Origin of the sequence: Bremerella cremea (genome assembly GCF_039541315.1) — a bacterium.
Taxonomy (GTDB): Bacteria; Planctomycetota; Planctomycetia; order Pirellulales; family Pirellulaceae; genus Bremerella; species Bremerella cremea.
The window spans coordinates 332,844-356,448 of sequence record NZ_BAABFZ010000009.1; the positions used below are offsets into that span (position 1 = coordinate 332,844).

A 23,605-nucleotide genomic window follows, 5' to 3' on the forward strand; every position below is an offset into this window, starting at 1 on the left:
ACGAAGAGGCCCTCCGAGAGAGGTCCCTTCGTATCGTAGGGACGATCTACAGAATTGACAAGAAACTTTTAGATATCGCCGAGAGTTACGCGTTATTGGGCGATATTCGCCGGATCGAACAGCAGCGGAAAGAACTGTCCCTGCATCTTCTCTCCGACAGCGATCGGCGGAACCCCGGTCAGCAGTTCTTCGTTCTTATCGCTCATCACACCATCGCGGATGGCGTTGATGACGGTCGCCCGGCGAGGTCGTTCGATCCGGTTTTCAAACGAACCATGTACCGTCAGAGGATGGTGGAATGTCGCTTCGCCTGCTTTCAGTTCGGCTGGCACCGGATGCTGGAACTGTTCCCACTGCTCGTCGGTCAGCACTTCGCGGATCGCTTCCATGTTGCCGGCTAGCCCGGTGATTGGCAACAAATCCCAGCGATGACTGCCGGGGATATATTGCACGCAGCCGTTGTCGTTGGTCGCATCATCCAAGCCAATCCAGCAGGTGAGATGAGCGACCGGCTTCGTTCGCGTCCAATAGCTGTAGTCTTGATGCCAGGCGACCACGCCGCCATGGTGGGCGGGCTTGCAGAACAACTGGTCGTGCCAGAAACGGACCGGGCCTTCCAGCAACTGACTGGCCGCCATCACGAACGCCGGCGACCACAACACATCATGAAATGCCGGACGCAACCGCCACGCGCCCAGTGCATGAAAGAGAACCGTTTCCGGCGTGGTCGATTCGTTGGTGTGATATTCGTACCACAGATTCTGGCCGTCATGGCCTGGCTCGAAGAACTCGGCCAATTCGGTTCGCAGCGTTTCGATCTGCGTGGCATTCAAAATCGGGATGCCAGCCAGGTAGCCGTTCTGTTGGTACGAAGCGATTTGCTGATCGGTCAGGCGGTATTGATCCCAGCCAGAAGCATCGGTTGGCCAGGCAAACAAATCGGTGGCAAGTTCGTGCAGTTCAGACCAGTCGCGGGCCATCGTGTAACACTCGTAGGAGAGAAGAATAAGGAAGGGAGGAGGCAAGACGCTTGGTTATCGCAGGCCCGCAGATAGAAATCAAGCATCGCTCGCCGCCCGATCGGCTACCGAACGCTAGTGCGAATGATCATGATCGTGTCCATGCGCGTGGTCGTGACCATGGTCATGATCGTGCGAATGGTCGGCGCTACTTCCTTCCGGATGCAAATCGTTGAAGTGGATATGCAGTTTCGGCCGGGCCTTCACCAGCTTCGAGACACCTTCATCGGTCAGCTTGGTATCGTCCGCATAGAACGACTGGAGCTGCTCGAGCTGGGCAATAGAATCGATCGCCCCATCGGTGATCGGGCAATGAAGAAGGTGCAAATACAAGATCGACTTGTTTTCGCCTACCTTCGCAATCGCCGCATCAGTAATGTTCGGCGAACCGATTCGCAGCAGTTCCAGCTTTGGTAGGGCAGCAATCTTGGCGAGACCTTCGTCGGTCAATTCACTGGCAGGGAGGTTGACGATTTCCAGGCTTTCAATCGCGGCGATTTTCTCGGCCTCGGCATCGGTGATCGGCGTTTGATCGAGCCGAAGTTCACGCAGCTTCAACGTTGGATCTAAGTGCTGAAGCAGTTGGAGCGGTACGACCGATTTCGTCACCTGAATGCTGTCCGTCGCGGCGGACGACACGTCGAGTAGCTGCCGTTCGAAGGTTGCCTCTGGCGGAGTATCGGGGTACGGCGGTACCTCTTCGCAACCAACGGCGAACAACAGAATTCCAACCAACATCAGACGCAGCATCGCAATCCATCCAGAGCAGGGGAGTCAACTTGGCAGGCTAACCGCAACGGGGGCAACGGAGTCGATAACGTGTCACGCCACCGCCACGGGAAGTTCCCGATATCATAATCTCTCCGCAGCGAGGGCAAAAATCAGGCATCGTGTCGTCTTCGCCGTCGTCATCTTTTTGCTGACATGCCACGCAGATCTTGGTGTCCGGAAAGATCTCCAGACGTTCCGCCGGAATCGTGCGTCGACATTGCTCGCACACCCGGGCGTCGCCCCATTCTTCTTCCTCGTCCCGCGGCAGGTCGATCCGCAGTCCGACGCGACCACATTCGCCACAGACAAGCTTGCTTCCGCTCCGCTCGAACAGCTCTTCAATTAATGACTGGTCAGGGTTTTCTTCCCGACGCAGCATCCCTTGCTGATGCAACAGCCGAAGTTTTTCGACAGTTCCGACCATTCGATGCCAATGGCAATCGGGACAGCTAATTTCTTTCAACATAGCAATTTAGGGGGGGCGATCTCGGCCGCGGCGACAAACCTATCGTTTTTGGCTCGCAGGGAAACTAGAATAGGGGATCACATCTGCAACCCCTTGGCAATCTTGTATTGTTGCAAAAATAACCCACCTCGGAGAGCACCATTCATGTCGTTGCGTATTTTTCTTTGCTTTGTTAGCTGCATGTCGCTGGGATCGATCGCCTGCGGTCAGGAATTCAAGAGCGGTATCGAGTGGCCAGAGCCCCAGGTCGTGACGCCCGGCGACAAGCCGACCGATCCACCAGCCGATGCGACGGTTCTGATCGGCAACGATGGGATGTCGGCCTGGGTCGGCGGTGAAAAATGGAAGTTTGAAGATGGTGTCGCAACCGCCGCCAAGGGTGGTATTCACACCAAGGAAAAGTTCGGTGATGTCCAACTTCACGTCGAGTGGGCCGCTCCGGCAGAAGTGAAGAGCAGCGGTCAAGGACGCGGTAACAGCGGCGTCTTCTTGATGGGTAAGTACGAGATCCAGGTCCTCGATTCGTACAACAACGAAACCTACTTCGATGGCCAGGCCGGCGCCGTTTACAAACAGTCGCCGCCGATGGTCAACGCCATGAAGAAGCCCGGCGAATGGAACACCTACGACATCATCTTCAATCGTCCGCAGCGGAACGAAAAGGGTGACGTCGTCGTTCCCGCAACCATCACCGTGATCCATAACGGTGTCGTGCTGCATCACGCCTATCCGATCCGTGGCAGCACCAACTGGCACAAGCCACCGGCTTACGACAATCATGGCGAGAAGGAAAGCATCTCGCTGCAATTCCACGGAAACCCCGTGAAATTCCGCAATATGTGGGTTCGCGAGTTCAAGCAGATCCAGCCTACCTTCGTGCCGGAAGACACCGAAATGGTTCGTTACCGGGCCGACTGGGCAACTGAAACCATCACGGCCGCTCCGCCAGAAGAAAGCGCCGCTGAAGAAGCGAAACCGACCGAAGAGATGAAGCCGGAAACCAAGACCGAAGCAAAGCCTGAGGCCAAACCGGAAGCGAAGGAAGAAAAGAAGTCGGAAGAGAAGCCAGCCGCCAAGCCGGAAGAAAAAAAGGAAGCTGCTGCCGACGTTCCGAAAGAAGAAGCCAAGGCAGATCAGCCGAAGTAAGCTACTTTGCCAGTTCGAATTCATTTGAAGACGTACCGCGATCCGGTGCGTCTTCTTTTTTAGAAGGACCGCCCTGATGACGCGTTGCCTCTCTGTTCTGTTACTGCTTCTGCCAACGCTGGCCTATGCCGAGTCACCGGAAACGGAATCATCGTTTCGTCCTTCGGCGCTAGGCATCACTCCGCCACTGCTGGAGCGTGGAACCGATCTCGACCAATACGTCGGACGCCTAATCGCGATCCGTGGCGAGCTTCACGACACCAAAATCCCGACGATCCTGGGGATCGATATCGCTGTGACCGACGAATCGCTGCGGGGAAAAGAGTGTTACGCGATCGGAATTCTGGGCAAATGGACGCGTCCGCCCGCTGCGAAAGGAGAAGTGGAGAATTCCAAACGCACGGCCGCCTACCGCAAGAAGGACACGATCTATACCCTCTACTTTGATCTCAGCCGAAAGCTGGCACCGGCCCAAGCTTGGCCCCAGAAGTGATCAAACAATGTGAATTATTAAGGTAGGGATACTATCGCCAGCAGCCATCACACCACCTTCCAGGGGTGATTTCTCGTAGTTTCCGAAGCCCTAACCCCGGAAACAGACGGTGTTTACATAACTATTACACAGCTTCGACAGGGCGTTTACCCTCGGCCCGACGATTGTCCTTACAATTCGACTCAATCAGTGACACTTCTGAAATGAGCAGGAGTCCGCTGATCTCGACCTCTCCCCCCGCAAAGATCGCAAATCTTAAGGACAGACCATGTCGATCGTAACTGAAAAAGACGACCCATCGCTCTTGGGCGAAAGTAATATTGCAAAGAAGCGTCCGACCAAGTCACGGAAGAAAGATCCGAACCGTCCACGCCAGTCGAAGCCATACAACCAGCGTTTCCGCCACGGTGCCGGCTGGCCCACGATCATTTGGATCGGCCTGATTCACCTGGGTGCATTGGCAGCTCCGTTTTGCTTCACCTGGGATGGCCTCATCGCCGCTGTCTTCCTGTACTATCTGACCGGCTGCGTTGGTGTCACCCTCGGTTTGCACCGCTACCTGACCCACGCTGGTTTTAAGACTTACAAGCCCGTTCGTTACGCGTTGGCCTTCATCGGTCAGTTGTCGGGCGAAGGCTCGGCCCTGGACTGGGTCGCTACGCACCGTAAGCATCATGCCCACAGCGACCAGGAAGACGATCCTCACTCGCCAGAAGATGGCGGTTGGTGGGCTCATATCATCTGGTTGGCTCCTCACCACACGCCTGCGGAAAAAGACGAACTGCACATGCGTTGGGGACCAGATCTTCGCAAAGATCGCGGCATGTGGTTCCTGCATCAGACCTTTATCCTGTGGCATCTGGTGCTGGGCGTTGCCCTGATGGGCCTGGGCTATTACCTGGGTGGCTGGTACACAGCTTGTTCGCTGGTGGTCTGGGGCATGTTCCTTCGCTTGACCGTCCTGCTGCACGTGACCTGGTTCGTGAACTCGGCAACGCACATGTGGGGCTATCGCAACTACGAAACGACCGACAAGAGCACCAACCTGTGGTGGGTCGGCCTGTTGGCTTTCGGCGAAGGCTGGCACAACAATCATCACGCTTACCCACGCATGGCCGTTCATGGTCACAAGTGGTGGGAATTCGACCTGACCTGGAACGTGCTGCGAGTCATGCGGATGTGCGGTCTGGCCTGGGACATTGTCGATTACAAGCAGAAGACCAAGGATGGCACGGTGAAGGTTTAATGACCTGACCCAACTTCGATCCAACGAAAAAGGCTCGACCAAAATTGGTCGAGCCTTTTTTTATTAGTGGCCCGTTTGAGGATAGCTTCGCGTCAGGTCGAGGCTTCTTCTTCGCCGGTTTCGGCCTGGATGTTGTCGACGCCATTGGGTAGAAATTGGTAGCCAGCGTCGCGGATCGTGATGAAGTACTTGGGTTTCCCCTTGTCCTTCTCGAACATCTTCCGCAGTCGGCCAATGAACTGGTCCGGGGCTCGCGTCGACACGTGGCCCGGCATCTCCCACACTTCTTTCAGCAGCTCTTGCTTGGGAATGATCCGGCCCGCATTGCTGACGAAATGATAGAGCAGCTTCGATTCCAACTGCGTCAGACGGATCGGCTTCGAGTCGACGAAGGCCTGGAAGGTATCGAAATCGATCTCGACGTTGGCGAAGCTATACTGATGGATCAGCTCTTCATGCTTCTCTAGCGTCGGCTGACGTCGCCGACGCAGCATCAGCAGGTTCTTCACGCGGCTGAGGAACTCGTCGAGGTCGAACGGCTTCATCATGTACTGATCCGCCCCGACATCGAATCCGCGGGTCCGATCTTCCGACAGCGTTCGAGCACTAAGAATCAAGATCGGCATATCTTCGCCGTTGCTGCGAAGCGTTTCGCACACGGCATAGCCGCTCATGCCTGGTAGCATCAGGTCGAGAATCACCAGGTCGACTTTGCCAGGATTCTCTTCCACGATCCGCAGCGCCGTACGGCCATCTTCGGCTACTGAAACCCTGTAGCCTTCCGCTTCCAAATTGAAGCGAATCCCAACGGCCAAATGCTCTTCATCTTCGACCACGACAATATGCGTGTCGGCATTCGATTTCATCGCTCTGTCCCAGTTTCTCGCTTTGCTTTCCGAATATTCCGCGACTGCTCACTCGGCCGAAATCGGCTCGGCCAGGGCCGGATCGCCCACGGTTTTGGCATCCGGGAGGGTTACTACGAACACCGTGCCGCTTCCCTTGGGTGGATCCTTCACGCGAACGTCGCCTCGCATCCGTTTCACCAGCGTTCGGACGATATACAACCCAAGGCCGGTTCCAGGCTTCTCGCGTTGTAGTTCGAGCCCCAGTCGCACAAAGCGTCCGAAGATCTTCCGCCGCTGCGAAAACGGAATCCCTGGTCCATTATCGGCAACTTCGATGACCGCCTCGTCGTTATATTTCACCCGGAGTTGTACTCGTACTTCGGGATCTTTACCGGAGTATTTTACCGCGTTGTCGATCAAATTTCGAAAAATGATCTCGATATCGCCATGCAAGCCACGAATGCTGCACGGCACCGTTTTCAGCTTGATCGTATCGGCAGGCAATCGATAGAGCAGGGCGACCGACTGGGCACAGCCTGCCAGCACTTTGTCGAGCCGAACATCACCTTCCTCGGCCTCCTCGTGACTGCGATCGAGCCGACCAGCTTCCAACAGATGGTTGATCAAATGATCGAGCCGCTCGACATCTTCGAGCATCGTTTCATAGAACGAGCCCACCTTTTCCGGCGGGATGCTCCGGCGATTGAGCGTTTGCAGGTACAGCTTCAGCGACGCGATCGGACTTTTCAGTTCGTGCGTCACGCTATCGATGAAGTTGGCTTGCCGCTGGCTGAGGTTGATCGCCTTGATCGACAGCACCATATAAAAGATCACGCCGGCCAGAATCACCGCCAGAAACGTCGCCCCGATAGGCAGAAACGTCCAGTAGAGGGGCGCGGCCTGCTCATTTTCCGTCGCCCCCCAAACATTGATCATCACCCAGCCGATGATCAAAGCAATCAGCAGGACAATCATGATCACGGCAAGCGTGATCGGTAAACCAAGGCGGCGACGGATAGACATAGGCAAACAAAGCAAAAGGACTCGGCGGTCGTTCGATCTCGATGCGTTGCATTATAACCGGTTTCGATCGCGGGCCGAGGTCCATACTGCGTGGTTATCGCTGCGGTGTCAGCAAACCGATTCGCCAATTGAACTGGCCATAGCCTTGCCCTTGCTTGTCCTTTTCCCACATGCCTTGAAACAGGAACCGTATATCGGTCGGGTCAATCGTCAGCGTCTGATCGTTGGTGGCCCGGATCAGTTCGCCATGGCTCACATTGTCGGTCCAGGGCTCCACGCCTTCGTCCGGCTGAATGTTGCTGGCCGCGGCGAAGGGCTGTTTCGCGGTCGCGGCCAGCGGCTTCCAATCGCCATCGAGCCGATCCGCCAGGTACGCCTTGTAATAGCGGCGTCCTTTTTGTTCGATGATCGTCAGATATTGCTGACGCCCCTCGATTTTGTAGGTGTGGCTCGCCTCAAAGATCTCGGCCTGCAAGGCAACTTCGCAGTGGTTAAATCCTTTAGGAAACTGCGTCAGTGGTGTCCACATTCGCCACATCTTGCCATCGAGCGTCGTGTAGAACAGCCAGGCCCGGTCGGCGTCGCAGATAATCCAATAGTCGAGCCCGCCTTGCTTGCGAGGATCGTCCTGACCGCCATCGAGCATCGGCTGGGCCTTCGTCCAACTGCTCGGGTCGTCGATCGTCTCGGTCGTGGAATAAGCGACCCACATCTTCTTCTGCCCTGGCATGCCGACCTGATAAACCAGGTACCACTTCTGATGCGGCTGAAAGTAGAAGACCTGTGGCGCACAATAGTAGTCGCTCTCGCTGACCTTCAGCATGATTCGTGGGGCACTGTTCGCTTCGCTCCAGTCGGCAAACGAACAGGTCTCGATCACCGACCGTCCTGGCAACTTCGCCGTCATGAAGACATGCCATTTGCCATCGTGAAAGATGATCGTTGGATCTTTCTGAGCGTGGCTCGGCTCCTCGGACCGATCGACCGGCGCGATCAACGGGGCCGAGTAAGTCCAGCGCTGCGGAAGCGTCCACTCGGGGGCTTCTTCCGCTAAGGCCAGCGTCGGGCAGATCAACAACAACACAAGCACGCGAACCATGGCCAGGGCCTTGCTGAAAAGAGTTGCGAATTGTTCGTTTAAGGTATCATGCCGGCACACCTTTGGCGAACTGTTGGAACTACGCATGCGATTTGTCTCTTTACTGCTGTTTTGTGGTAGCTGCCTCGGGCTAAGTTGGCTCGGCATGATGGCCATACACGAACTGGGGCACGTGATTGGGGTGATGCTTACTGGTGGCCAGGTGCAACAGGTCGTGCTGCATCCATTCGAGATTTCGCGGACCGATGTTTCCCCCAATCCATCGCCTGGTATCGTTGTTTGGCTGGGGCCGGTTTTTGGTGCGTTCGTCCCGATCGTGATCTGGCTCGCTATTCCGGCAAGCTGGGCATGGCTGCGCAGTCTAGCCCAGTGGATGGCAGGTTTCTGCTTGATTGCCAACGGATGCTATATCGGATTCGGCTCGTTTGCCCGGATCGGCGATTGTCGGCAGATGCTGGAAAGTGGCAGCCCGATCTGGGCCTTGTGGCTGTTCGCATGCGTCACGATCGTGCCGGGCGTCTGGCTATGGCATAGCCTTGGCTCGCTCGATCAGCTTTGGAAAACCGAGCACCCCATTTCGCTGCGAGCTGCGGCAATTACCTTCGCCACGTTCGTCGCCTGCGGGATCGTTTTGGCGCTGCTGTCTGGTTAGTTCGAAATCAGAATTCGATCGACAAGTGCCACGCGACGTGTTCGGCGGTCGCCTTCGCCAGCACTTCGTGCCATGCATCAAGCTCGGCAACCACGTCGTCGGTATTGGGAAGCGTGGCGGGATGGTCGGCCAGGTATTCGCGAAACGCCATCACCGTTTGCAGACCTTGAATCGGTGCGTACCAGGTTTCCGCCGGCAGATCGATCCCGGCCACATCGATGCCGCTGGCTTTCATCTTTCGCGCGGCTTCGTCAGGCGATTGGCTGTGGAACTCGGTGAGCGGCACGACTTGCAGCTTCCGCGCGAGCCGCTGCAGTAGCGGCTCGGCGCCGGCGATTGCTTTGCCACGCACCTTGGCCGATAGTTTCGGGATGTTTCGATGCAGGACGATCGAAAACTCAGGCATCGCGGCTTCTGTTTCTCGTTCCGAAGGGCATTGGCAGGAAAGCTATTTCTGCAACGCATTAGACATCTTCAGCAACTGATCGACAATCTTTCGACTCGCGTTTTCTTCGACGAAGTTCGTTCCTAACCAGGTCTCGTACCCTCCTAAACGGTGTTGCTCCGGCGTTGGGAGGTAACCAAATGACCCATTGGCCAGTTCGATCGTGAACGCATCATCGAAGGGAGACCGGCTCTTGATTTCCAGCCCCGTCTCGGTGAAGGTCTCGAAAGGAATCGCCGTGATTCCCAGATCACCAATTCGCAAGACCTGGAGCGGCACCGAGACCTCATCAGGGGCCTTCTGAATGTTCTCGATCCGGGCAGCATAGATCTGCTCGCGCACGTGCCCGGCCGGGTCCCCTTTGGCCTTCGCTTTGATCTGCTCGAAGTGCTTCAGCATCTCTGGTGTCGGCTTGCGAGCTTTCAGCGGCAAGTGCGTCAGTTGCGCATCGAGCGGAACTTGCCGGTGGAACTCAATCGTTTTGTGAGCCTCCGTGACCTTGTCGGCAACCTTCCGCGCGACTTCCTGCATCTTTTCGTAAGGACCATATCGCGGTGGATTCTTGGCCGCGAAGTCGATGTTGTTGACATCGCCACTGGTGCCGTTTGAAAGCATTCCTACGAACGCAGGCGTCTGATCGTCGGCATTCAAGTTCTCTGCGATGAACTTCGCGAAGTAGCCGAAGTAGTCGGCCGAAACGTCTCCACTGCGAACGCCTCCGACGTAATGCAGCGAATAGTTCGCCAGCAGCGCGATCGGCTTTCCTTCGACCGAACGGACCGACAGAAAGCTGACTTCCGGATCGACGGGCCCAGCAGGCCGATCAAGCGCAGCGCTACCGCGTGGCGGGTTCATTCTCACCTGGTCGATCCCACCAAAAGGATTGGTAAGATGGGCCGCATCCTTCATGTACCAGCGCCGGTTGAACACTTCGGTCGGCTCGTCGACGCTTCCCCAACCGATCTCGGCCGGCTCCAGATTATTCGTTGCCCGAACGACCCCATCGGCGATGCGTTGCACGAGGAACTTCTGATAGCTGGTGTATTCTTGCTCGCGAATCAGTTTCGACTTGCCACGGGCCGTGGTCGCCGAATGGGTATGCGTGGCGGCCAGAAGCTGATGCGAGGCTGGGATGCCGGTCGCTTCTTCGATCAGAGCTTTCGCCTCGTCGAAGATCTCGGCCGGGATGCCCACGTTGTCGCAAAGTACAATCGCGATACGTGTCGTGCCGTCGTCCAGCACCAAACAGCGGGCGTGAAGCTCGTCGTGAATATGCCGTGCTGGAATCGGTTTCCAACCTCCCACAATCATTTCGCCCAGCGGAGGTGTGATGTTGCTGGTCGCCGCGCCAGCTTGTAGTGGCTTCATATCTTCGGCCTGGGAAAACTCGCAGACGTTGCTGATCAGCGCAGCACAAAGCAGAAAAGAAGCGATGCGATTCATGAGAGGTTCTCGCTTGATCCAGGGGATGGGTGGGGAAGGGGATCGAAGTCGGCGGGTTAAAGACACCACCGCGAAGAGTGGTTATCGGTTGTGTTAATTTAACAAGATGCAACGTGACATCAAATTGAATCTCGATCGCGTTCGCGAAAAAATGGGATCGCATGATAAGCTTTTGCCACCAAGCGTCTGCCTGCTGGCGTTGTTCGCCCCTGCCTGAAAGTTCTCGCCATGTTGCTGCCCAATTCCGCTGCTGCCAGGCTCAGCCGTCGTTCGTTCGTGACAGGGCTTTCCGCCTTGCCGCTACTGGGGGCTGCCCGCTATTTGAACGGAGCCGAGTCGGCCTCGCCGCTGTATCTGCCGGAAGACCCTGCTCGAGGCATTCGCGAAGGTTGGACCGTCGCGGTGTTTCCTGACACGCAGAACTACGCCAAGTATGGCAAGAACCAGGCCAACTTCGATCGCATGTGCCGCTGGGTTGCCGAGCATCTCGATCCATGGCGGATCGGCCTGGTGATGCACGAAGGAGACTTCGTCGAGCAAAACAACATCGCCGAAGGGGGCGGGCGAGGTTGGGGCGATCAACATTCCGAGTCGCAGTGGGAATCGGCCAAGCGTGCTCTCAGCCAGATCGAAGGCAAGGTGCCAACGATCTTCACCACCGGCAACCACGACTTCGGGATCCGCAACGCCGAGACCCGCGACACACAGTTCAACGATTACTTTCCGATCACCAGCAACAAGCTGACCAGTGACGGCCAAGGTGGAGGCATTCTCGTTGAGGCCGGCCTCAACAGCTTTGGCAAACAGTCGCTCGAAAATGCGGCCTACGAGATCAAGCTTCCCGATGGTCGCCAATTGCTGATCATCTCGCTGGAGTGGGGACCTCGCCGCGAGGCGGTGGCCTGGGCGAAGTCGCTCGTGGCCCGGGAAGCGTATCGCAACCATACCGGGGTGCTGCTGGTCCATAACTTCCTGACGCCTGACTCGATCCGCGATGGGCAAGATGGCAATCGCAAGCGCCCTGGCAACCCGCACACTTACCCAACCGGTAAGCAAGGGGATACGCACGACGGCGAAGATCTGTGGAAAAGCCTTGTGCACGACGCACCACAGTTTCAACTCGTCTTGAACGGGCACGAGATGGGCGCGCATGTTGGTCGCCGCGTCGATAACAATGCCGCTGGCATGCCAGTGCATCAGATGCTGTTCAACGCCCAGGGACTCGGCGGCGGCTCGGCGGAAAAAGGAAACGGCGGCGATGGCTGGCTGCGACTGTTAACCTTCGAGCCAGACGGCGTTACGCTAACGGTGCGAACCTTTTCGCCACTGAAACTCGACGCTGGCCTCTCGCCCTGGTGGAACGATCCGAAGTGGTGTTTTCAGGTTCCGCTACTTCCCGGGTGATCGCCCTTGGCTTGGACTAATTCGTGGGGGCTACGGGCGTGATCAATGGCTGCTGAGAAACGTTTATGGTGACAGGAACGCGTCTTATGAATGGGAAAAAGTGGGGCAACACCTCGATCCTGACTGGCATTGGCAACGACTGCCGCAGTTGATTGACGGCGTTCTCATTGATGCTTAAGTCGCTCAACCGAATGTAGGACAAATAGGGCATCGCATGCAAATGCCGGATGCCTTCGTCCGTTATCGAGAGCAAAATGAGCTCTAGTTCACTGAGCTTCCGCAACTTTGCGACCGAAGCCAACGCCTCGTCCGTTATCTGCTTTCCATCCCCGATTGTCAGATGATGAAGGTTCTTTAGCGCCACTAGTTGGGCAATCCCTGCGTTGGTCAATTGATCTCCATCGATAGACAACAAACCGAGCTGCTTGATCTGAGCCAGGTCCTCTAGTTGCTCGTCGGTTAAATTGCATTCGGTCAGGGAGACGGAATCGAGGAACTCCAGCTTCGCCAGTTGATCTAACCCCGCGAAATCGATCGCTGGACAGGCGTTCAACTCGATACTTTGCAGGTAATCTAGATTTGCCAAAGCGGCGATCGGCACCTCTTGCTTGACGCCTCGCATTCGCAAAGATATCAGCTTGTCGATGGACCCGAGAAACTCGAATCGCATCTTGGCATCAGCGAGTGGAGCACTCACACTTAAATATTCGAGCTGCTTGCATTGGCCCAATTTGCTGAGGTGCTCGACTGCGATCGGCCCTCGAAATTCAAATATTTCAGGCGTCCTTTTCGAGCACCGAGCCATGATCTGCACACCTTGGATGTTGATCCAATCAACCTCGTCGTGGATGGCTTCGATAAAGCCGGCCGCCGTGATTTGGGTAAAGAACAGATGGACTTGCTGAAGCTTGCGAGCGTCCGCTAAGTCTTCGATCGCGGCGTCGCCGATCGGGACCATTTCGAGCCGGAGCGACTCCAGCTGATCTGCCTGGAGCAATCGCTGGCACTGCTGATCCGTCATCGGCGAATGGATCGCCCCCAAGCCCTTCAACGTCGGATGCCCTACCAGGTAGTCGGCCCAATTGGTGGCCACGGTCTTCTCCAGGCTGAGTTGCTGGACATCGATGCGATCTCGCAGTAGCTCGAAGGATTTTTCTGTCAGCTTACGGCCGGTTAAGTATTCAAGCCGAAGGTTGGGAATATCGGCCAGGATTTCCATCCCTTCATCATCGACCGGAAATCGAAACCGCAGCGTATGAAGTCGCGGATGTTGACGCAGCATCGCCAAACCTTTTTTATCGACACTGGTTCCCTGGATATCGACCACTTCCAGTTGCGGCAATTGGCTTACGTGCCGAAAGCCTTCGTTGGTGATCGGTGTTCGCCAGATCGCCAGTTTTCGAACGCGTGGCAATTGATCGAGAAACGCGAAGCCCTTATCACTGATGCGGCTACTAGGTATGTAGATCTCTTCCAGCGTAGGAATCTGGGCCATCAGCTCCATCTGTTCGTCACGAACGTTTCGACCGTTGCCGCGGATACCAGTGATGTTCGAGAAATAGCGACTTCCGAACCAATCGTGTACGAACTGCGGCCCCCACGACGTCCGAGAGATCTGGATACCGGTTTCCGAAAGGCGCTCGGCAATTTTGTCCTGCGCGTGCACCCAGTCCATATGCCATCGCCAAAGACCAGCCCCAATGGCCGCGATCAAACAAACCAGCAATAACGTTCGCAAGCCGAATTGCCGAAGCGAACGGGGCAGGAAGACCATGGTGCATTTCCTTATCTGTTTAACGTCGGCTTAGCCTTGGTGTCGAAACGGAGACTTCATGGCAGGGGCGTCTTCGATCCAGCAATTGAACAGGAAGACCCCGTAGTCACTCCGGCGCGGCAATGCTTTTTTTCGCTCAATTCCCCGGGTGCTGTAGTCTTCAGCGGAAGGCTTTACCCGCAGCACTTTCATGCTGCCGATCGTCGCTTCCGAAAGAGGCTGCGGCGGTACGACCGCTTCGCCGACAGGTGGCAACTGCGAGCAATCTGCAAGGGAAACGTGCCATAACTTCTTCAGGTTCAGCAGCTCTGGCAGACCTGCCTCGTCAAGCTGAACCTGGTTGCAATAGATAGTTTTCAGCCCTGCCATTTGACCGATGACTTCCAGGTGCAATTTGGTCAGCCGACACGACTGAAGCGTGAGCGATTCGAGCCGCGGCGACTTGGTAAATCGCCTTAGATCGCTGACAGACAACTTCGGTACGTTTCCGAACCGGATTGCTTCCAGCCGAACAACGTTATCGAGATCAGGCAGATTCAAATCGAACGGGTAGTTCCAGATTTTGAGTTGCCTCAGTCGCGGCGAATTCCCCAGGAACTGAAAGTCGACTGGTTGGTTCAGGGTGGTTTCCAATTGAAACGAACCAAGCTGTTGATAGTCTTGCATGCCGGTCAACATGTCGGCGTCGACCTTCCCTTGCCAGATGATGTCGTGCACTTCGCGGGAATAAGCCATCTCGGTGTTCGTAGGATCTCGCTGGCGAATCGACGCCGTAAGCCTCATTTCGTCGCCAATGATGACAACGCCGGTCTCCTCGTCAGCAAACGTCTTTAACAATCGTTTGCCAGAAATCTGCGTTCCGATCAGCTCGAGAAATCCACGATTGGGCCGCGACTTGATCACCGGCAACAAGCGGTCAGTGATCGGCGAGTTTTGAATACTGAGGTCACGGATTGACTTCGCATTCAGTAGCAGCTGAGCCTGAGCATCGGTCAACGGAGCGTTACGTGTCCGGATCGCGATTAGCGTCGGATGATCTGCCAACGTTTCAGCCCAGGCCGGATCTTGCGGACGATTGAGCGTCAGGTACTTGGGCTTGAGCGTGTCTCGAATCTGCTGGATACCCGTGGCCGAGAGGTTCTTGGTGATCAAGACATCCGGCAGCAATTGGGGCAGCGTCGCCAGGTGATCGATACCGACGTCGGTAAGTATCAGGTTGTGCTGGATTGCCTGAAGCCGTGACATTCCACGGAGAAAAGCGAACCCGTTCTCGTCGATGTGGGGATATTCGAGTTGATGCCGATCCGGAACAGACGGTCCCAGGTCGGTATGCATGGGCAGAACCGACAGTTCACGTAGGTTCTTGATTTGTCCAATGTGCCGCAGGGCATCGTTGTCGAGGGCGGATCCTCCGACCAACACCGCACGCAGGTTCGGCATCTGGGCCAGTGTCTCCCAATGGGCGATCGGCGCCTTCCGCGAGGTGATCGAGACCGAGCGTACGGTCGGGAAGTCCTTCAGCACAGAAAGGTCGATCGGGCTCCCATCTTTCGGCTCGTAGATGCTGATCTCGTCGACCCAGGTCAGATAGTAGCTGCCAGGGACGCGGTACCAGCCAGCCGGCCCTACGAATTCAAAGCGAACGTAGATCACCTTATCGTAAGTTTCCCGAGCCAGATGCCGCTGCTCCGCAAACCAAGTATCGACGAGATCGATTGGCGTCTGCCCCAGGTTCCAGCAGATCGCCAGGTAAGAAATCCACCAGCCGAACAAAAGAGACATCGCCCCACGACTCCATGCCGAGGCCACTATTGCGTCACGCCACCAAGTTGACGTTAGCAAACCCCTCCGGGCGAGGCAATGATTTCGCCTGCTTTAGTTGTAAGCAGGCTGAAGCAAGTCGTCGCGGTCGATGTACCCGAGTTGCACGCCCCAGCTGCGGACGGCATCGATCAGCTTCTGGTCGATCAGCGTGCGATGCCCCGGCTGAGCGTCGGGACAAGCATGAACGATTCGCTGACGGGCCTCATCTTCGCTTAAACCCAAGGCGATCATGTACAGCCACAAAATTGTCGGGCAGCGATTTTGTCCAGCGATGCAATGCAGAAAGACCTTGCTGTTAGGGATATTCAAGAAAGCGTGCAATGCCCCCAGGATCGCGAGAGCATCGGCTGTCGGGATCCGCATAAAGTCGTCCAGCGGCATGTCCTTCACGTCGGCGAAACCAGCGTCGGCCGTTGATGCCAGGCTGGCCGCGTCGCTCACATTCAAGATGTGCGTGTAGCCATGCTGTTGCAGATAATCGAACCGGGCCGGCGTCGCGAATCGGCCAATTGCGATCCGTGAGGTCACCGGGAACACTCCGTAGCGTAATGCTTCCATTAACTCTGGTCGCACGATGCGGTCCTTCTGTCAGTAGTTCTCGTGGCGATACCGATGCCAACTTTCCTCGAACCAGGGAAGCTGCTGCAGGTGCGTTCGAAGTGGGGTTTCGATGAAGGAGGGAGCCTGAAACACGTACTCCGCTGCTCGGCCCAATCCATGTTCCGGCAGCGATTTCAGGTGAGACTCGGCCGCTTCAAACGAGAAGGGAGCTCCCACTTCATGAAGCTGCTGAAAGTTATTAGGTAGCGCCGTCCAGATCACCGCGTCGAAGTCAGTGGCATCGGCCCACGTCCGGATCGCAGCCACGGTCTGCCGTTGGTGATCGGTATCGCAGTCCGAGTTGGGATAATAAAGCCCGACTTGCTGGTCGGTGGCACCTTCGCGAATCTTCAAATCGCCGACCGCTTCCAAAACCTCGGAGCGAAGGCTGACGGTATAGGCGACCTGGCATTCGGCACCGATCTCGGTTTCAAGAACCAACGTCAAGGCACGATCACGGCGCACCGAGATTCGCGAGAACTCGACTCGAAGTCGCGGGCCATCCAGAAACCAAGGCCCATGGTGCTGATCAAATTGCGGGCGGTCATCCCAAAGCAGAGACCCCCAGCCCAAAATTGCGGTCTTCATCTCCCAACCTGTCTGGTCAACGTTCACTGGTACTTTATCCAGTGTAACGCTGACCGCAGGTTTTCTGTATCGGTACCTCCTAAAGCTTTTCTGCCATCATGTTCGCTTGCGCTTGAACGGCAGCGGGGTCCTTCTCTTGGACCAGCTTCTCGAAGTCGGCCATCAGCTCGGCGGCCTTTTCTGGTTGGGCTTCGCGGAGCCCTTCGATTTCCTGGTAAAGCTGCTGTTTCAGGGCTTTTAACGAGCTTCCTCCGGCAATTTGCTGCAGGGTTTCCTTGGCATCCGGGGCAGGGGGAGTGACCCGAACCGGAGCCTCTCCAGCACCGCCACACCCCAGCACCAAAGCCACCAACGATAGCAAACCAAGTTCGCGAATCATGCGAGACATTTCTGTGTTCCTTGAACCGTCATAAAGGGAATTAGCGAAACGAGCACACCACCTTGCCTGGGCAGGCGGTGCCATGGCTCCCCGGCGAGATGGCCAGGGAAGCTTTGTTTTGCTGGTAAGATTCCGCTCGCAGCGGCGGCCCGCTAAGGCGTCTGGACGACCTCGCCACCGTTGCGACTTCCCATCGCGTGATAGGTGGTCAAGTCGATCGTTTCGGTCAGAAACCGGACCGAGGCATCCGCCAGGGCGGTATTCACGCCGCCAGGATGACGACTGCGGGCAGCGTACAAACCGGTCGAGCTGCCATGGTTGCCGGTGCTACTTGAAGTCATGCAACTTGGGTAACGCCAGTTGGGCGGAGCCAGCGTGTTGAAGATCGCGTATTCCATCGTTCCACGGGTCCAACGCAGGCCGGCGTAGCTACTGTGGTTCGCCTTGTTGTTGTCGCAAGCGACACCAGCGGCATCGATCGTGGCCTGAGAAATCGCCCCTTGCGAGGTCGACTCGTTCGCCGACCAGGGCAAGCCACGGACCACGTCCGATCCGACGCGGTAGGCACCGTCGTCGCCGTCGCCGGCCACATGCTCGCCAATCACGATCGTGTTGGTCGTACCGTCCGTGATCGCGGCGAAGTCCGTTTCTGTCGAGAAACGGAGCACACCGTTCTGGCGCGATTCCGAGATATTCCATCCGAGGTTCGAGCCGGTCGAAAACGGATAGTTGCAGTTCGCCGTTCGCGCGTCGTTCCCCACTGGGCTATCCGAGGGACAGACGTAAGCCGACAAACGGTTCGATTGGACCAATGTCTCGGCGTCGGCGATGTTGCGGTAGAAGTTTTGGGTGGCCGTCTTCAACTGTTCATACATCGCGTCTTGTTCGATGAACGGCAGGATCTTGACGTGTGGCCCGCACGAATAGGACTCAGAGGCATTCGAGGCTAACGCACGCTGGTTATAGCGTGGAAAGGTAAGGAAGGTGTCATGATAGTTGTGCAGTGCCAGGCCAAGTTGCTTCAGGTTGTTCGTGCAGGACATCCGCCGCGCTGCCTCGCGTGCCATCTGCACAGCCGGAAGTAGCAAAGCGATCAAGACACCGATAATGGCAATCACCACCAACAGTTCCACCAATGTGAAACCGGCAGGCCGCAAAGAGCGTCGCATAGAAAACTCCATTCAAAGGTCCGAGGGGGGAAGTGAGGAAGGCGCCGCGCGGGCAGTCGATCCAAACCAAACAAGCGCCATGCCAATTCAAGGAAAATCCCTCGCCAGCCACACCTCCGACAGCCAAGGCTTCCTCCTCGCGAAGGGATCAGCGTCACGAAGAGAACCTCTAGCCAGTGCTTAAGCCCGGAGAAGGAAGCATCGTGCAGAAAGTTAGAAATTCGGCTTTTATCGATTCACTACGTCGCACCTATGGACACGTAATGACCAGCCCCATGCCAAGTTTCGCAGGGCTTCTGAGAACTTGCCCAGATGCTAGGCAGCCTTCCCCATGAAGGCGAAGCGCAAAGATTCTCCAAAGATGATGTCTCGTGTCATCGGATTTGGAACGGAGAAGTCTCCGCGGGTCTGCGCGAAGAATTGATCTAGATCGATTTTCCGTGAGGCTGTACCACGGCAAGGCTGATACGATGTCGGATTCGCCTGGAAATCGCGGGCTCGATCGGCTTTCAACTTGTTCTCTGCTAAGGCACTTCCTGACATGTCGGCGCATCCAATCTTCGGGACGATCACGTTGCCAGTGGCCTGGACTCACAAGCAGTGGGAAAAGTTCGTCGCCGACTCGATCGTACTGCGGCAGCTGAACTCGATCGAAGTGACTTGTCCTTTCACGCACAAGCCGACCGAGCTGAACCATCCTTCGCATGTCTTTGCAGGAATGTTCGACGACGAAGAGATTTCGGCGGCGATTCGCTGTTCGGAAGAAGTGGTCGAAGTCTACGCTCCGCCCGAGTTCGATGTGGCACGCTTGAAGCCGCTGGAAGAGCTCGTCAGAGTACCCTTTGAGCGATATTAACCTCGCCGCCTCCGATAGCCCCTCATTCCAGGTGGATCGCCCTGCCATTGACGAATCGGCATCCCGCAGATGAACCGGTAGGGTGGTTGCGGTGTCCTCAGGCAATCTGTTCTGTTACTTGTTGGAACAGGTTTTGGAGAAGAGGACAGGCCGCGACCGAATGGCAGACTATCAATCAGAGTGCGCGATGGAGTTGAAATCGTCGCCCACCTTAGACAACGATTCTTCCGACAACGAAGCAGGCGTGAGCCTTTCGCTGACGGTGCTGTTGGCCGCGACGGTCGGCATGGTGGTGGGCAATTTGTACTATGCCCAGCCGCTGCTGGCAGTCATCGCCAACGATCTGGGGCTGACCGAAGCCCAGGTAGGCAGTGCCGCGACCTTAGGCCTGCTGGCCCAAGCCGCCGGTATGTTGCTGCTGCTTCCGCTGGGGGACGTCTATGATCGAAGGCCGTTTATTCTCGCCTCGGTCGGATCTTCCATTCTGTCGCTACTGGCCGTTTCGGCGTCGAACGGAATCGTTTGGCTGTCGGTTTCGTGCGTGCTGCTGGGTGTTTCGACGATCGGCACCCACATGACAATTTCACTCGCGGCAAGCCTGGCCCACGAACGCCAACGCGGGTTTGTCGTCGGCACGGTATTTGGCGGACTGCTGACCGGGCTGTTGTTATCGCGAGCTTTGAGCGGTGTGCTTGGTTCGATCTGGGGATGGCGAAACGTCTATTACATCGCCGCGACAGGGCTCGCCATTTTGCTGATACTGCTGTGGAAGAAGTTGCCGGCGTCGGTGCCTCATTCGAAGATGACCTATCCGCAGCTACTGATCTCGATGGCTAAATTGCTGCGAGACGAACCGATCTTGCGGGCCTCGTGCGTCTATGGAAGTGCGTCGTTCGCTGGCTTTGGTGCCTTCTGGGTGACGCTTTCGTTTCACCTCGAACAACCGCCGATGGAATATGGCAGCGACGTTGCCGGGCTGTTGGGCTTGCTGGCGATCTCTGGAGCGTTGGCCGCCGGGCCGGTTGGCAAATTAGCCGATTCGATGGGTGCCCTCTATATTCTGATCCCGTCGCTACTGCTGACGTTCTTCTCGTTCCTGGTGATGGGCTTGTGGGGAAGTTCGATCTGGGTGCTGGCGGTCGGTGTCGTGTTAATGGACATGGGGATGCAGGCAGTCCACGTCTGCAACCAATCGCGGATTTACAGTCTGCTTCCCGAAGCTCGTAATCGCCTGGGGGCGGTGTACGTGGTGACCTATTTCCTGGGTGGCTCGGTCGGATCGGCTATCGGCGTGTGGGCGTGGACCAGCTATGGCTGGCCAGGGGTCTGCTATAGCGCGACCGCTTTCCTGGGGATCGCCCTGACGTATCTGGCGATTCGCACGCTGCGTAACCTGCAGACCGGCGCGGCGCATTAAAAAACCCCGCCCGAAATTGCTTCCGGGCAGGGTTTAATCTGTCGTGAACTTCGATCGCTTAGAGATCGAAGTTCGCGGTGTTTTCTTTCTTGTCGACCTGAGCGGTCAACTGGCTATTGCGATTGTATTTCGCTGGAATCTCTTCTTTCATGATCGGATCGCCGGTGATTTCTTCTTTGCCGACTTCGACCATGTGCGAGATCTTCACCGTCTTGCTTCCCTCGGGCGCTGAGAGGGAATACTTGCCAGCTTCAATCTCGGCCATCACCGGTGGGATTCCTTTGGCGGCTTGTTCTGGGGAATCGAAGATGATTTGCCCAGCCTCCAATGGCTTGCCATCCAAGGTCACCACGCCGGTAACTTGAAAGCGAGGATTCTCGGGCTCTGCCGCCGCGGTGCAGCCGAGCGTCGCCAAAGCGAGTAGGCCAATCGATAGAGCAACACTACGCATTTTCTGTTCCTGCATGAAAATGGTGTTTGGGGGATTAAGGAATCTGCACGACGTTGCCATCGTTGCGGACCCCAAGATTGCCGAGCGTGGTCAGGTCGATCGTTTCTGGCAAGAAGTGGATCGAACCATCACAGAACAGCACATTGACACCACCAGGATGCTCGGAGCGAAGTGGCGAGTTGTTGCCATAGTTGCCGCAGATGCCTTCGCTGCTACACGAAATGCTGAAGTTGTTCGTCGGGTTAATTCGGTATCGCAGGGAAGTCGTGTTGAACGCACGACCATCGCTCGAACCACTGCCTGGCAGCGTCGTCGTGTTGTTGTTCTGTCCTCTGGTTCCCATGTTGAAACCGTAGGTCATGCTGCGAACATCCGTACGTGTTCCCGAGGAGTTCTTCAGCCAACCCCCAACTTCACTGACAGCCATGGTGTTGCTGGAACCGTCGGTGATCGAAGCGAAGGTGGTCTTGCTGTTGTAGTACAAAACACCATTCATCGCCGAAGGGCCATGGTCGGTATCGTTCTGGGTGGCACCGGTGACACCTCCAAAACCATTCACGACGCCAGCGATCGAGATGTAGTCCGCGATCATCGTCTTCACCGCATCGCCGCCCAGTTCCTGCTGAAGCGAAGCGGAAGGACATTCGTAGATCCCGAAGATCGGACTGCCCGCATCAACACCACAGGCGTCGCTCACCGAACCATCGTTCCAGTGTTGGCTCAGGTCGATGATGTCGTAGACATTGCCCAATTCGACATAGGGCAAAATGTGCACCATCCACGAGGTGCCCCACTTGTTCGCGGTCGCCGTCCCGAAGGGACGCAAGTTGTTGGTCGTACCTGGTGGAAAGCGATTGAATGTGTCGTGGAAGTTGTGCAGGGCAAGGCCGTGCTGCTTCAAGTTGTTGACACATTGCGAGCGTCGAGCCGCTTCGCGTGCTTGCTGCACCGCTGGCAGCAAAAGCGCAATCAGAACGCCGATGATGGCAATCACCACCAGCAGTTCTACTAATGTAAAACCTGATAATTTCGATTTCATAGCAGAAGCGCCACTTGGAAAAGGGAGAAGAACAAGCACCCATTTCAGGGGGACTAAGATCAGTCACGATGCATGGGAGTATATATTCGGCGCCGTTATTAAACAAGCTTTTTTAACTTTTTTGCGTCTCAGCCCCCCACGCGTATTATTTTGCGAAGCCCAATGCCCCATTCCTAAGTGCTTACCATCACTCACCTTTCGCGCAATTATCGTGTGCCAAATAAGGGTTCCTGAGAAGAACACCTATCTTGCAGGTCCGGTTTGTTTCCGATTTCGCGTGATCACGTTGGATCGCAGTCGGATGCCAACCTTATCGCCAGGATGGCGTGATCCGCGTCTTGGAGACGTCCCTCCGGAAGGACTGACGAAGACTAATTGTGATGACGTAATGGTTCTCAATCGGCAGCGGTTGTGTCGGTGAGAAATGCCAGCGGCAAGCCGCCGTGCGAGACGATTTGCCCAGATCGCAACTTGGGGCAGAAGAAGGCCTGCCAAGGCACGTCGAAGTGCCCCAGACATCATCAGCGATTCGCTTGTCTTTGGAATTCTCTCCTAGAGTTAGCCTGAAACTCTAAAAAAGATTCTGAAGATTGTTCATTGTTTTGATCCGGACCCAATCGCGGCAGTCACGTGGATTCACTACCTTGGATCGATCGAATTGAGCTCGCTTCGTGTTGCTGAAAGTACGTGAGAATGAAAGAAGGCGATTACTGCCAGGTCAATGCTCGCCCTGACTGGTATATCTGGTTCCAACATAAGATCGTTCGAGGCGAGTCGATGCTTTGCTGGGCTCATGGAGGCTGGGTTGCGGTTGCCTACCAGGGCGATACTCCTATGCAGGCATTGACCAACGGGGCAGTCTTCATGAACATCGTCGGCCGCCGCCGGGACGCGCCTGTGACACGCGTCGCCACATTGCCGGTCGAGCCTGCCGACATTATCTGGCCGCAGTTCTACGGCACCTATCATGACGATCGCGAGTACACCTATCTCTGCGACGGCTATAACGACGTCGAGATCAAGAAGTCGGAAATGGTCGGCGACTTCCCTCAATCGTTGTGCATGGTCGAAGCGATGATTGCCACCATTAACGATGGCCCCGCCGAAATCAAAAGGGAACGCGAACGGTATCGCATCGACTTCACGCACACGCTGAAGACGAAGAAAAAGAAGAAGTAGCCTGCTACGGCATCTCAAACACTTCGCCGCCAGCTCGCGAGTGCATCGCGACCAGCATTTCGATGTCGGTCGTTTCCGACAGGAAGCGAACACTGCCATCGCCGAGGCCGATCATGGCTCCGGCAGGGTGAAAGCTGTAGAGACCCTGCTGATTGCAAACGTTGATCATCCGGTTGTAAATGGTCGAACTGTCCGACTCCGCCGAGCAGTCGTCGTAATAACTTCGCAGCCGAAGTGCCTGCGGACCGGTCGAGAGTTGCACTTCGCGATCACC

Annotated in this window: 25 protein-coding genes; 8 read left to right on the forward strand and 17 right to left on the reverse strand. The window is 56.3% G+C overall.

Annotated features, from left to right (window positions below; all coding sequences use genetic code 11):
* Nucleotides 1–92: 92 nt before the first annotated feature.
* From ABD890_RS24915 to ABD890_RS24925, 3 genes are all read right to left on the reverse strand, one after another.
* Nucleotides 93–980 (reverse strand): phytanoyl-CoA dioxygenase family protein, encoded by an 888-nt coding sequence (locus ABD890_RS24915; RefSeq protein ID WP_345095729.1) that lies wholly within the window; start codon nucleotides 978–980, stop codon nucleotides 93–95.
* A 114-nt stretch (nucleotides 981–1,094) separates the two neighbouring features.
* Nucleotides 1,095–1,769, reverse strand: coding sequence for a leucine-rich repeat domain-containing protein (locus ABD890_RS24920; protein ID WP_345095731.1), 675 nt, complete (start codon nucleotides 1,767–1,769; stop codon nucleotides 1,095–1,097).
* Between the two features lie 37 nt (nucleotides 1,770–1,806).
* Nucleotides 1,807–2,256 carry a TraR/DksA C4-type zinc finger protein gene (locus ABD890_RS24925; protein ID WP_345095733.1) on the reverse strand — a complete coding sequence of 150 codons (450 nt, stop codon included), beginning with the start codon at nucleotides 2,254–2,256 and terminating at the stop codon, nucleotides 1,807–1,809.
* 144 nt (nucleotides 2,257–2,400) lie between these two features.
* Here ABD890_RS24925 and ABD890_RS24930 point away from each other — a divergent pair, with 144 nt between their 5' ends.
* The 3 genes from ABD890_RS24930 (at nucleotide 2,401) to ABD890_RS24940 (ending at nucleotide 5,141) form a co-directional block, all read left to right on the forward strand.
* On the forward strand, nucleotides 2,401–3,402 hold the full coding sequence (locus ABD890_RS24930) for a 3-keto-disaccharide hydrolase (protein WP_345095735.1): 1,002 nt from the start codon (nucleotides 2,401–2,403) through the stop codon (nucleotides 3,400–3,402).
* Between the two features lie 76 nt (nucleotides 3,403–3,478).
* Nucleotides 3,479–3,895: a hypothetical protein gene (locus ABD890_RS24935; RefSeq protein WP_345095737.1), complete on the forward strand. Its 417-nt coding sequence runs from the start codon at nucleotides 3,479–3,481 to the stop codon at nucleotides 3,893–3,895.
* A gap of 268 nt (nucleotides 3,896–4,163) precedes the next feature.
* Nucleotides 4,164–5,141, forward strand: coding sequence for an acyl-CoA desaturase (locus ABD890_RS24940; protein ID WP_345095739.1), 978 nt, complete (start codon nucleotides 4,164–4,166; stop codon nucleotides 5,139–5,141).
* 92 nt (nucleotides 5,142–5,233) lie between these two features.
* Here ABD890_RS24940 and ABD890_RS24945 read toward each other — a convergent pair whose 3' ends face one another.
* The 3 genes from ABD890_RS24945 to ABD890_RS24955 all read right to left on the reverse strand — a co-directional run bounded on the left by ABD890_RS24945 (nucleotide 5,234) and on the right by ABD890_RS24955 (nucleotide 8,198).
* Complete coding sequence (locus ABD890_RS24945) at nucleotides 5,234–6,007, reverse strand: response regulator transcription factor (protein WP_345095741.1); 774 nt, start codon at nucleotides 6,005–6,007, stop codon at nucleotides 5,234–5,236.
* Nucleotides 6,008–6,055: 48 nt separating this feature from the next.
* A complete protein-coding gene (locus tag ABD890_RS24950) occupies nucleotides 6,056–7,012 on the reverse strand; it encodes a sensor histidine kinase (RefSeq protein ID WP_345095743.1) in 957 nt (318 codons plus the stop codon).
* 94 nt (nucleotides 7,013–7,106) lie between these two features.
* Nucleotides 7,107–8,198, reverse strand: coding sequence for a non-reducing end alpha-L-arabinofuranosidase family hydrolase (locus ABD890_RS24955; protein WP_345095745.1), 1,092 nt, complete (start codon nucleotides 8,196–8,198; stop codon nucleotides 7,107–7,109).
* On the opposite strand from ABD890_RS24955, the gene ABD890_RS24960 reads away from it, so the two are divergent.
* On the forward strand, nucleotides 8,197–8,763 hold the full coding sequence (locus ABD890_RS24960) for a hypothetical protein (protein ID WP_345095747.1): 567 nt from the start codon (nucleotides 8,197–8,199) through the stop codon (nucleotides 8,761–8,763). The two genes, ABD890_RS24955 and ABD890_RS24960, sit on opposite strands and share 2 nt — an antisense overlap.
* Before the next feature lie 7 nt (nucleotides 8,764–8,770).
* Here the strand turns inward: ABD890_RS24960 and ABD890_RS24965 are convergent, their stop codons facing one another.
* Both ABD890_RS24965 and ABD890_RS24970 read right to left on the reverse strand, forming a co-directional pair.
* Nucleotides 8,771–9,169, reverse strand: coding sequence for a hypothetical protein (locus ABD890_RS24965; protein WP_345095749.1), 399 nt, complete (start codon nucleotides 9,167–9,169; stop codon nucleotides 8,771–8,773).
* 42 nt (nucleotides 9,170–9,211) lie between these two features.
* Nucleotides 9,212–10,651, reverse strand: a complete 1,440-nt coding sequence (locus tag ABD890_RS24970) for a neutral/alkaline non-lysosomal ceramidase N-terminal domain-containing protein (protein WP_345095750.1) — start codon at nucleotides 10,649–10,651, stop codon at nucleotides 9,212–9,214.
* A 228-nt stretch (nucleotides 10,652–10,879) separates the two neighbouring features.
* Here ABD890_RS24970 and ABD890_RS24975 point away from each other — a divergent pair, with 228 nt between their 5' ends.
* Entirely contained in the window at nucleotides 10,880–12,055 is a 1,176-nt protein-coding gene (locus ABD890_RS24975; protein ID WP_345095753.1) for a metallophosphoesterase, read from the forward strand.
* Nucleotides 12,056–12,071: 16 nt separating this feature from the next.
* On the opposite strand, the gene ABD890_RS24980 is transcribed toward ABD890_RS24975, so the two are convergent.
* From ABD890_RS24980 to ABD890_RS25005, 6 genes are all read right to left on the reverse strand, one after another.
* Nucleotides 12,072–13,829, reverse strand: a complete 1,758-nt coding sequence (locus tag ABD890_RS24980) for a hypothetical protein (RefSeq protein ID WP_345095755.1) — start codon at nucleotides 13,827–13,829, stop codon at nucleotides 12,072–12,074.
* A 30-nt stretch (nucleotides 13,830–13,859) separates the two neighbouring features.
* The gene (locus ABD890_RS24985) at nucleotides 13,860–15,611 is read right to left on the reverse strand and encodes a hypothetical protein (RefSeq protein WP_345095756.1); all 1,752 of its coding nucleotides are present in this window, start codon (nucleotides 15,609–15,611) and stop codon (nucleotides 13,860–13,862) included.
* Nucleotides 15,612–15,704: 93 nt separating this feature from the next.
* A complete protein-coding gene (locus ABD890_RS24990) occupies nucleotides 15,705–16,226 on the reverse strand; it encodes a protein-tyrosine phosphatase family protein (protein ID WP_345095758.1) in 522 nt (173 codons plus the stop codon).
* Between the two features lie 15 nt (nucleotides 16,227–16,241).
* Nucleotides 16,242–16,841 (reverse strand): hypothetical protein, encoded by a 600-nt coding sequence (locus tag ABD890_RS24995; RefSeq protein WP_345095760.1) that lies wholly within the window; start codon nucleotides 16,839–16,841, stop codon nucleotides 16,242–16,244.
* A 79-nt stretch (nucleotides 16,842–16,920) separates the two neighbouring features.
* Entirely contained in the window at nucleotides 16,921–17,229 is a 309-nt protein-coding gene (locus ABD890_RS25000) for a hypothetical protein (RefSeq protein ID WP_345095762.1), read from the reverse strand.
* Between the two features lie 143 nt (nucleotides 17,230–17,372).
* A complete protein-coding gene (locus ABD890_RS25005) occupies nucleotides 17,373–18,389 on the reverse strand; it encodes a DUF1559 family PulG-like putative transporter (RefSeq protein WP_345095764.1) in 1,017 nt (338 codons plus the stop codon).
* 541 nt (nucleotides 18,390–18,930) lie between these two features.
* Here ABD890_RS25005 and ABD890_RS25010 point away from each other — a divergent pair.
* Both ABD890_RS25010 and ABD890_RS25015 read left to right on the forward strand, forming a co-directional pair.
* On the forward strand, nucleotides 18,931–19,245 hold the full coding sequence (locus tag ABD890_RS25010) for a hypothetical protein (RefSeq protein WP_345095766.1): 315 nt from the start codon (nucleotides 18,931–18,933) through the stop codon (nucleotides 19,243–19,245).
* Between the two features lie 187 nt (nucleotides 19,246–19,432).
* Complete coding sequence (locus ABD890_RS25015) at nucleotides 19,433–20,662, forward strand: MFS transporter (protein WP_345095768.1); 1,230 nt, start codon at nucleotides 19,433–19,435, stop codon at nucleotides 20,660–20,662.
* A gap of 58 nt (nucleotides 20,663–20,720) precedes the next feature.
* Here ABD890_RS25015 and ABD890_RS25020 read toward each other — a convergent pair whose 3' ends face one another.
* Both ABD890_RS25020 and ABD890_RS25025 read right to left on the reverse strand, forming a co-directional pair.
* Nucleotides 20,721–21,113, reverse strand: a complete 393-nt coding sequence (locus tag ABD890_RS25020; protein WP_345095770.1) for a hypothetical protein — start codon at nucleotides 21,111–21,113, stop codon at nucleotides 20,721–20,723.
* A 34-nt stretch (nucleotides 21,114–21,147) separates the two neighbouring features.
* Nucleotides 21,148–22,152, reverse strand: a complete 1,005-nt coding sequence (locus tag ABD890_RS25025; protein ID WP_345095772.1) for a DUF1559 family PulG-like putative transporter — start codon at nucleotides 22,150–22,152, stop codon at nucleotides 21,148–21,150.
* A gap of 693 nt (nucleotides 22,153–22,845) precedes the next feature.
* On the opposite strand from ABD890_RS25025, the gene ABD890_RS25030 reads away from it, so the two are divergent.
* The gene (locus tag ABD890_RS25030) at nucleotides 22,846–23,331 is read left to right on the forward strand and encodes a hypothetical protein (protein ID WP_345095774.1); all 486 of its coding nucleotides are present in this window, start codon (nucleotides 22,846–22,848) and stop codon (nucleotides 23,329–23,331) included.
* A gap of 4 nt (nucleotides 23,332–23,335) precedes the next feature.
* On the opposite strand, the gene ABD890_RS25590 is transcribed toward ABD890_RS25030, so the two are convergent.
* Complete coding sequence (locus ABD890_RS25590) at nucleotides 23,336–23,593, reverse strand: H-X9-DG-CTERM domain-containing protein (RefSeq protein WP_425548511.1); 258 nt, start codon at nucleotides 23,591–23,593, stop codon at nucleotides 23,336–23,338.
* Between the last annotated feature and the right edge of the window lie 12 nt (nucleotides 23,594–23,605).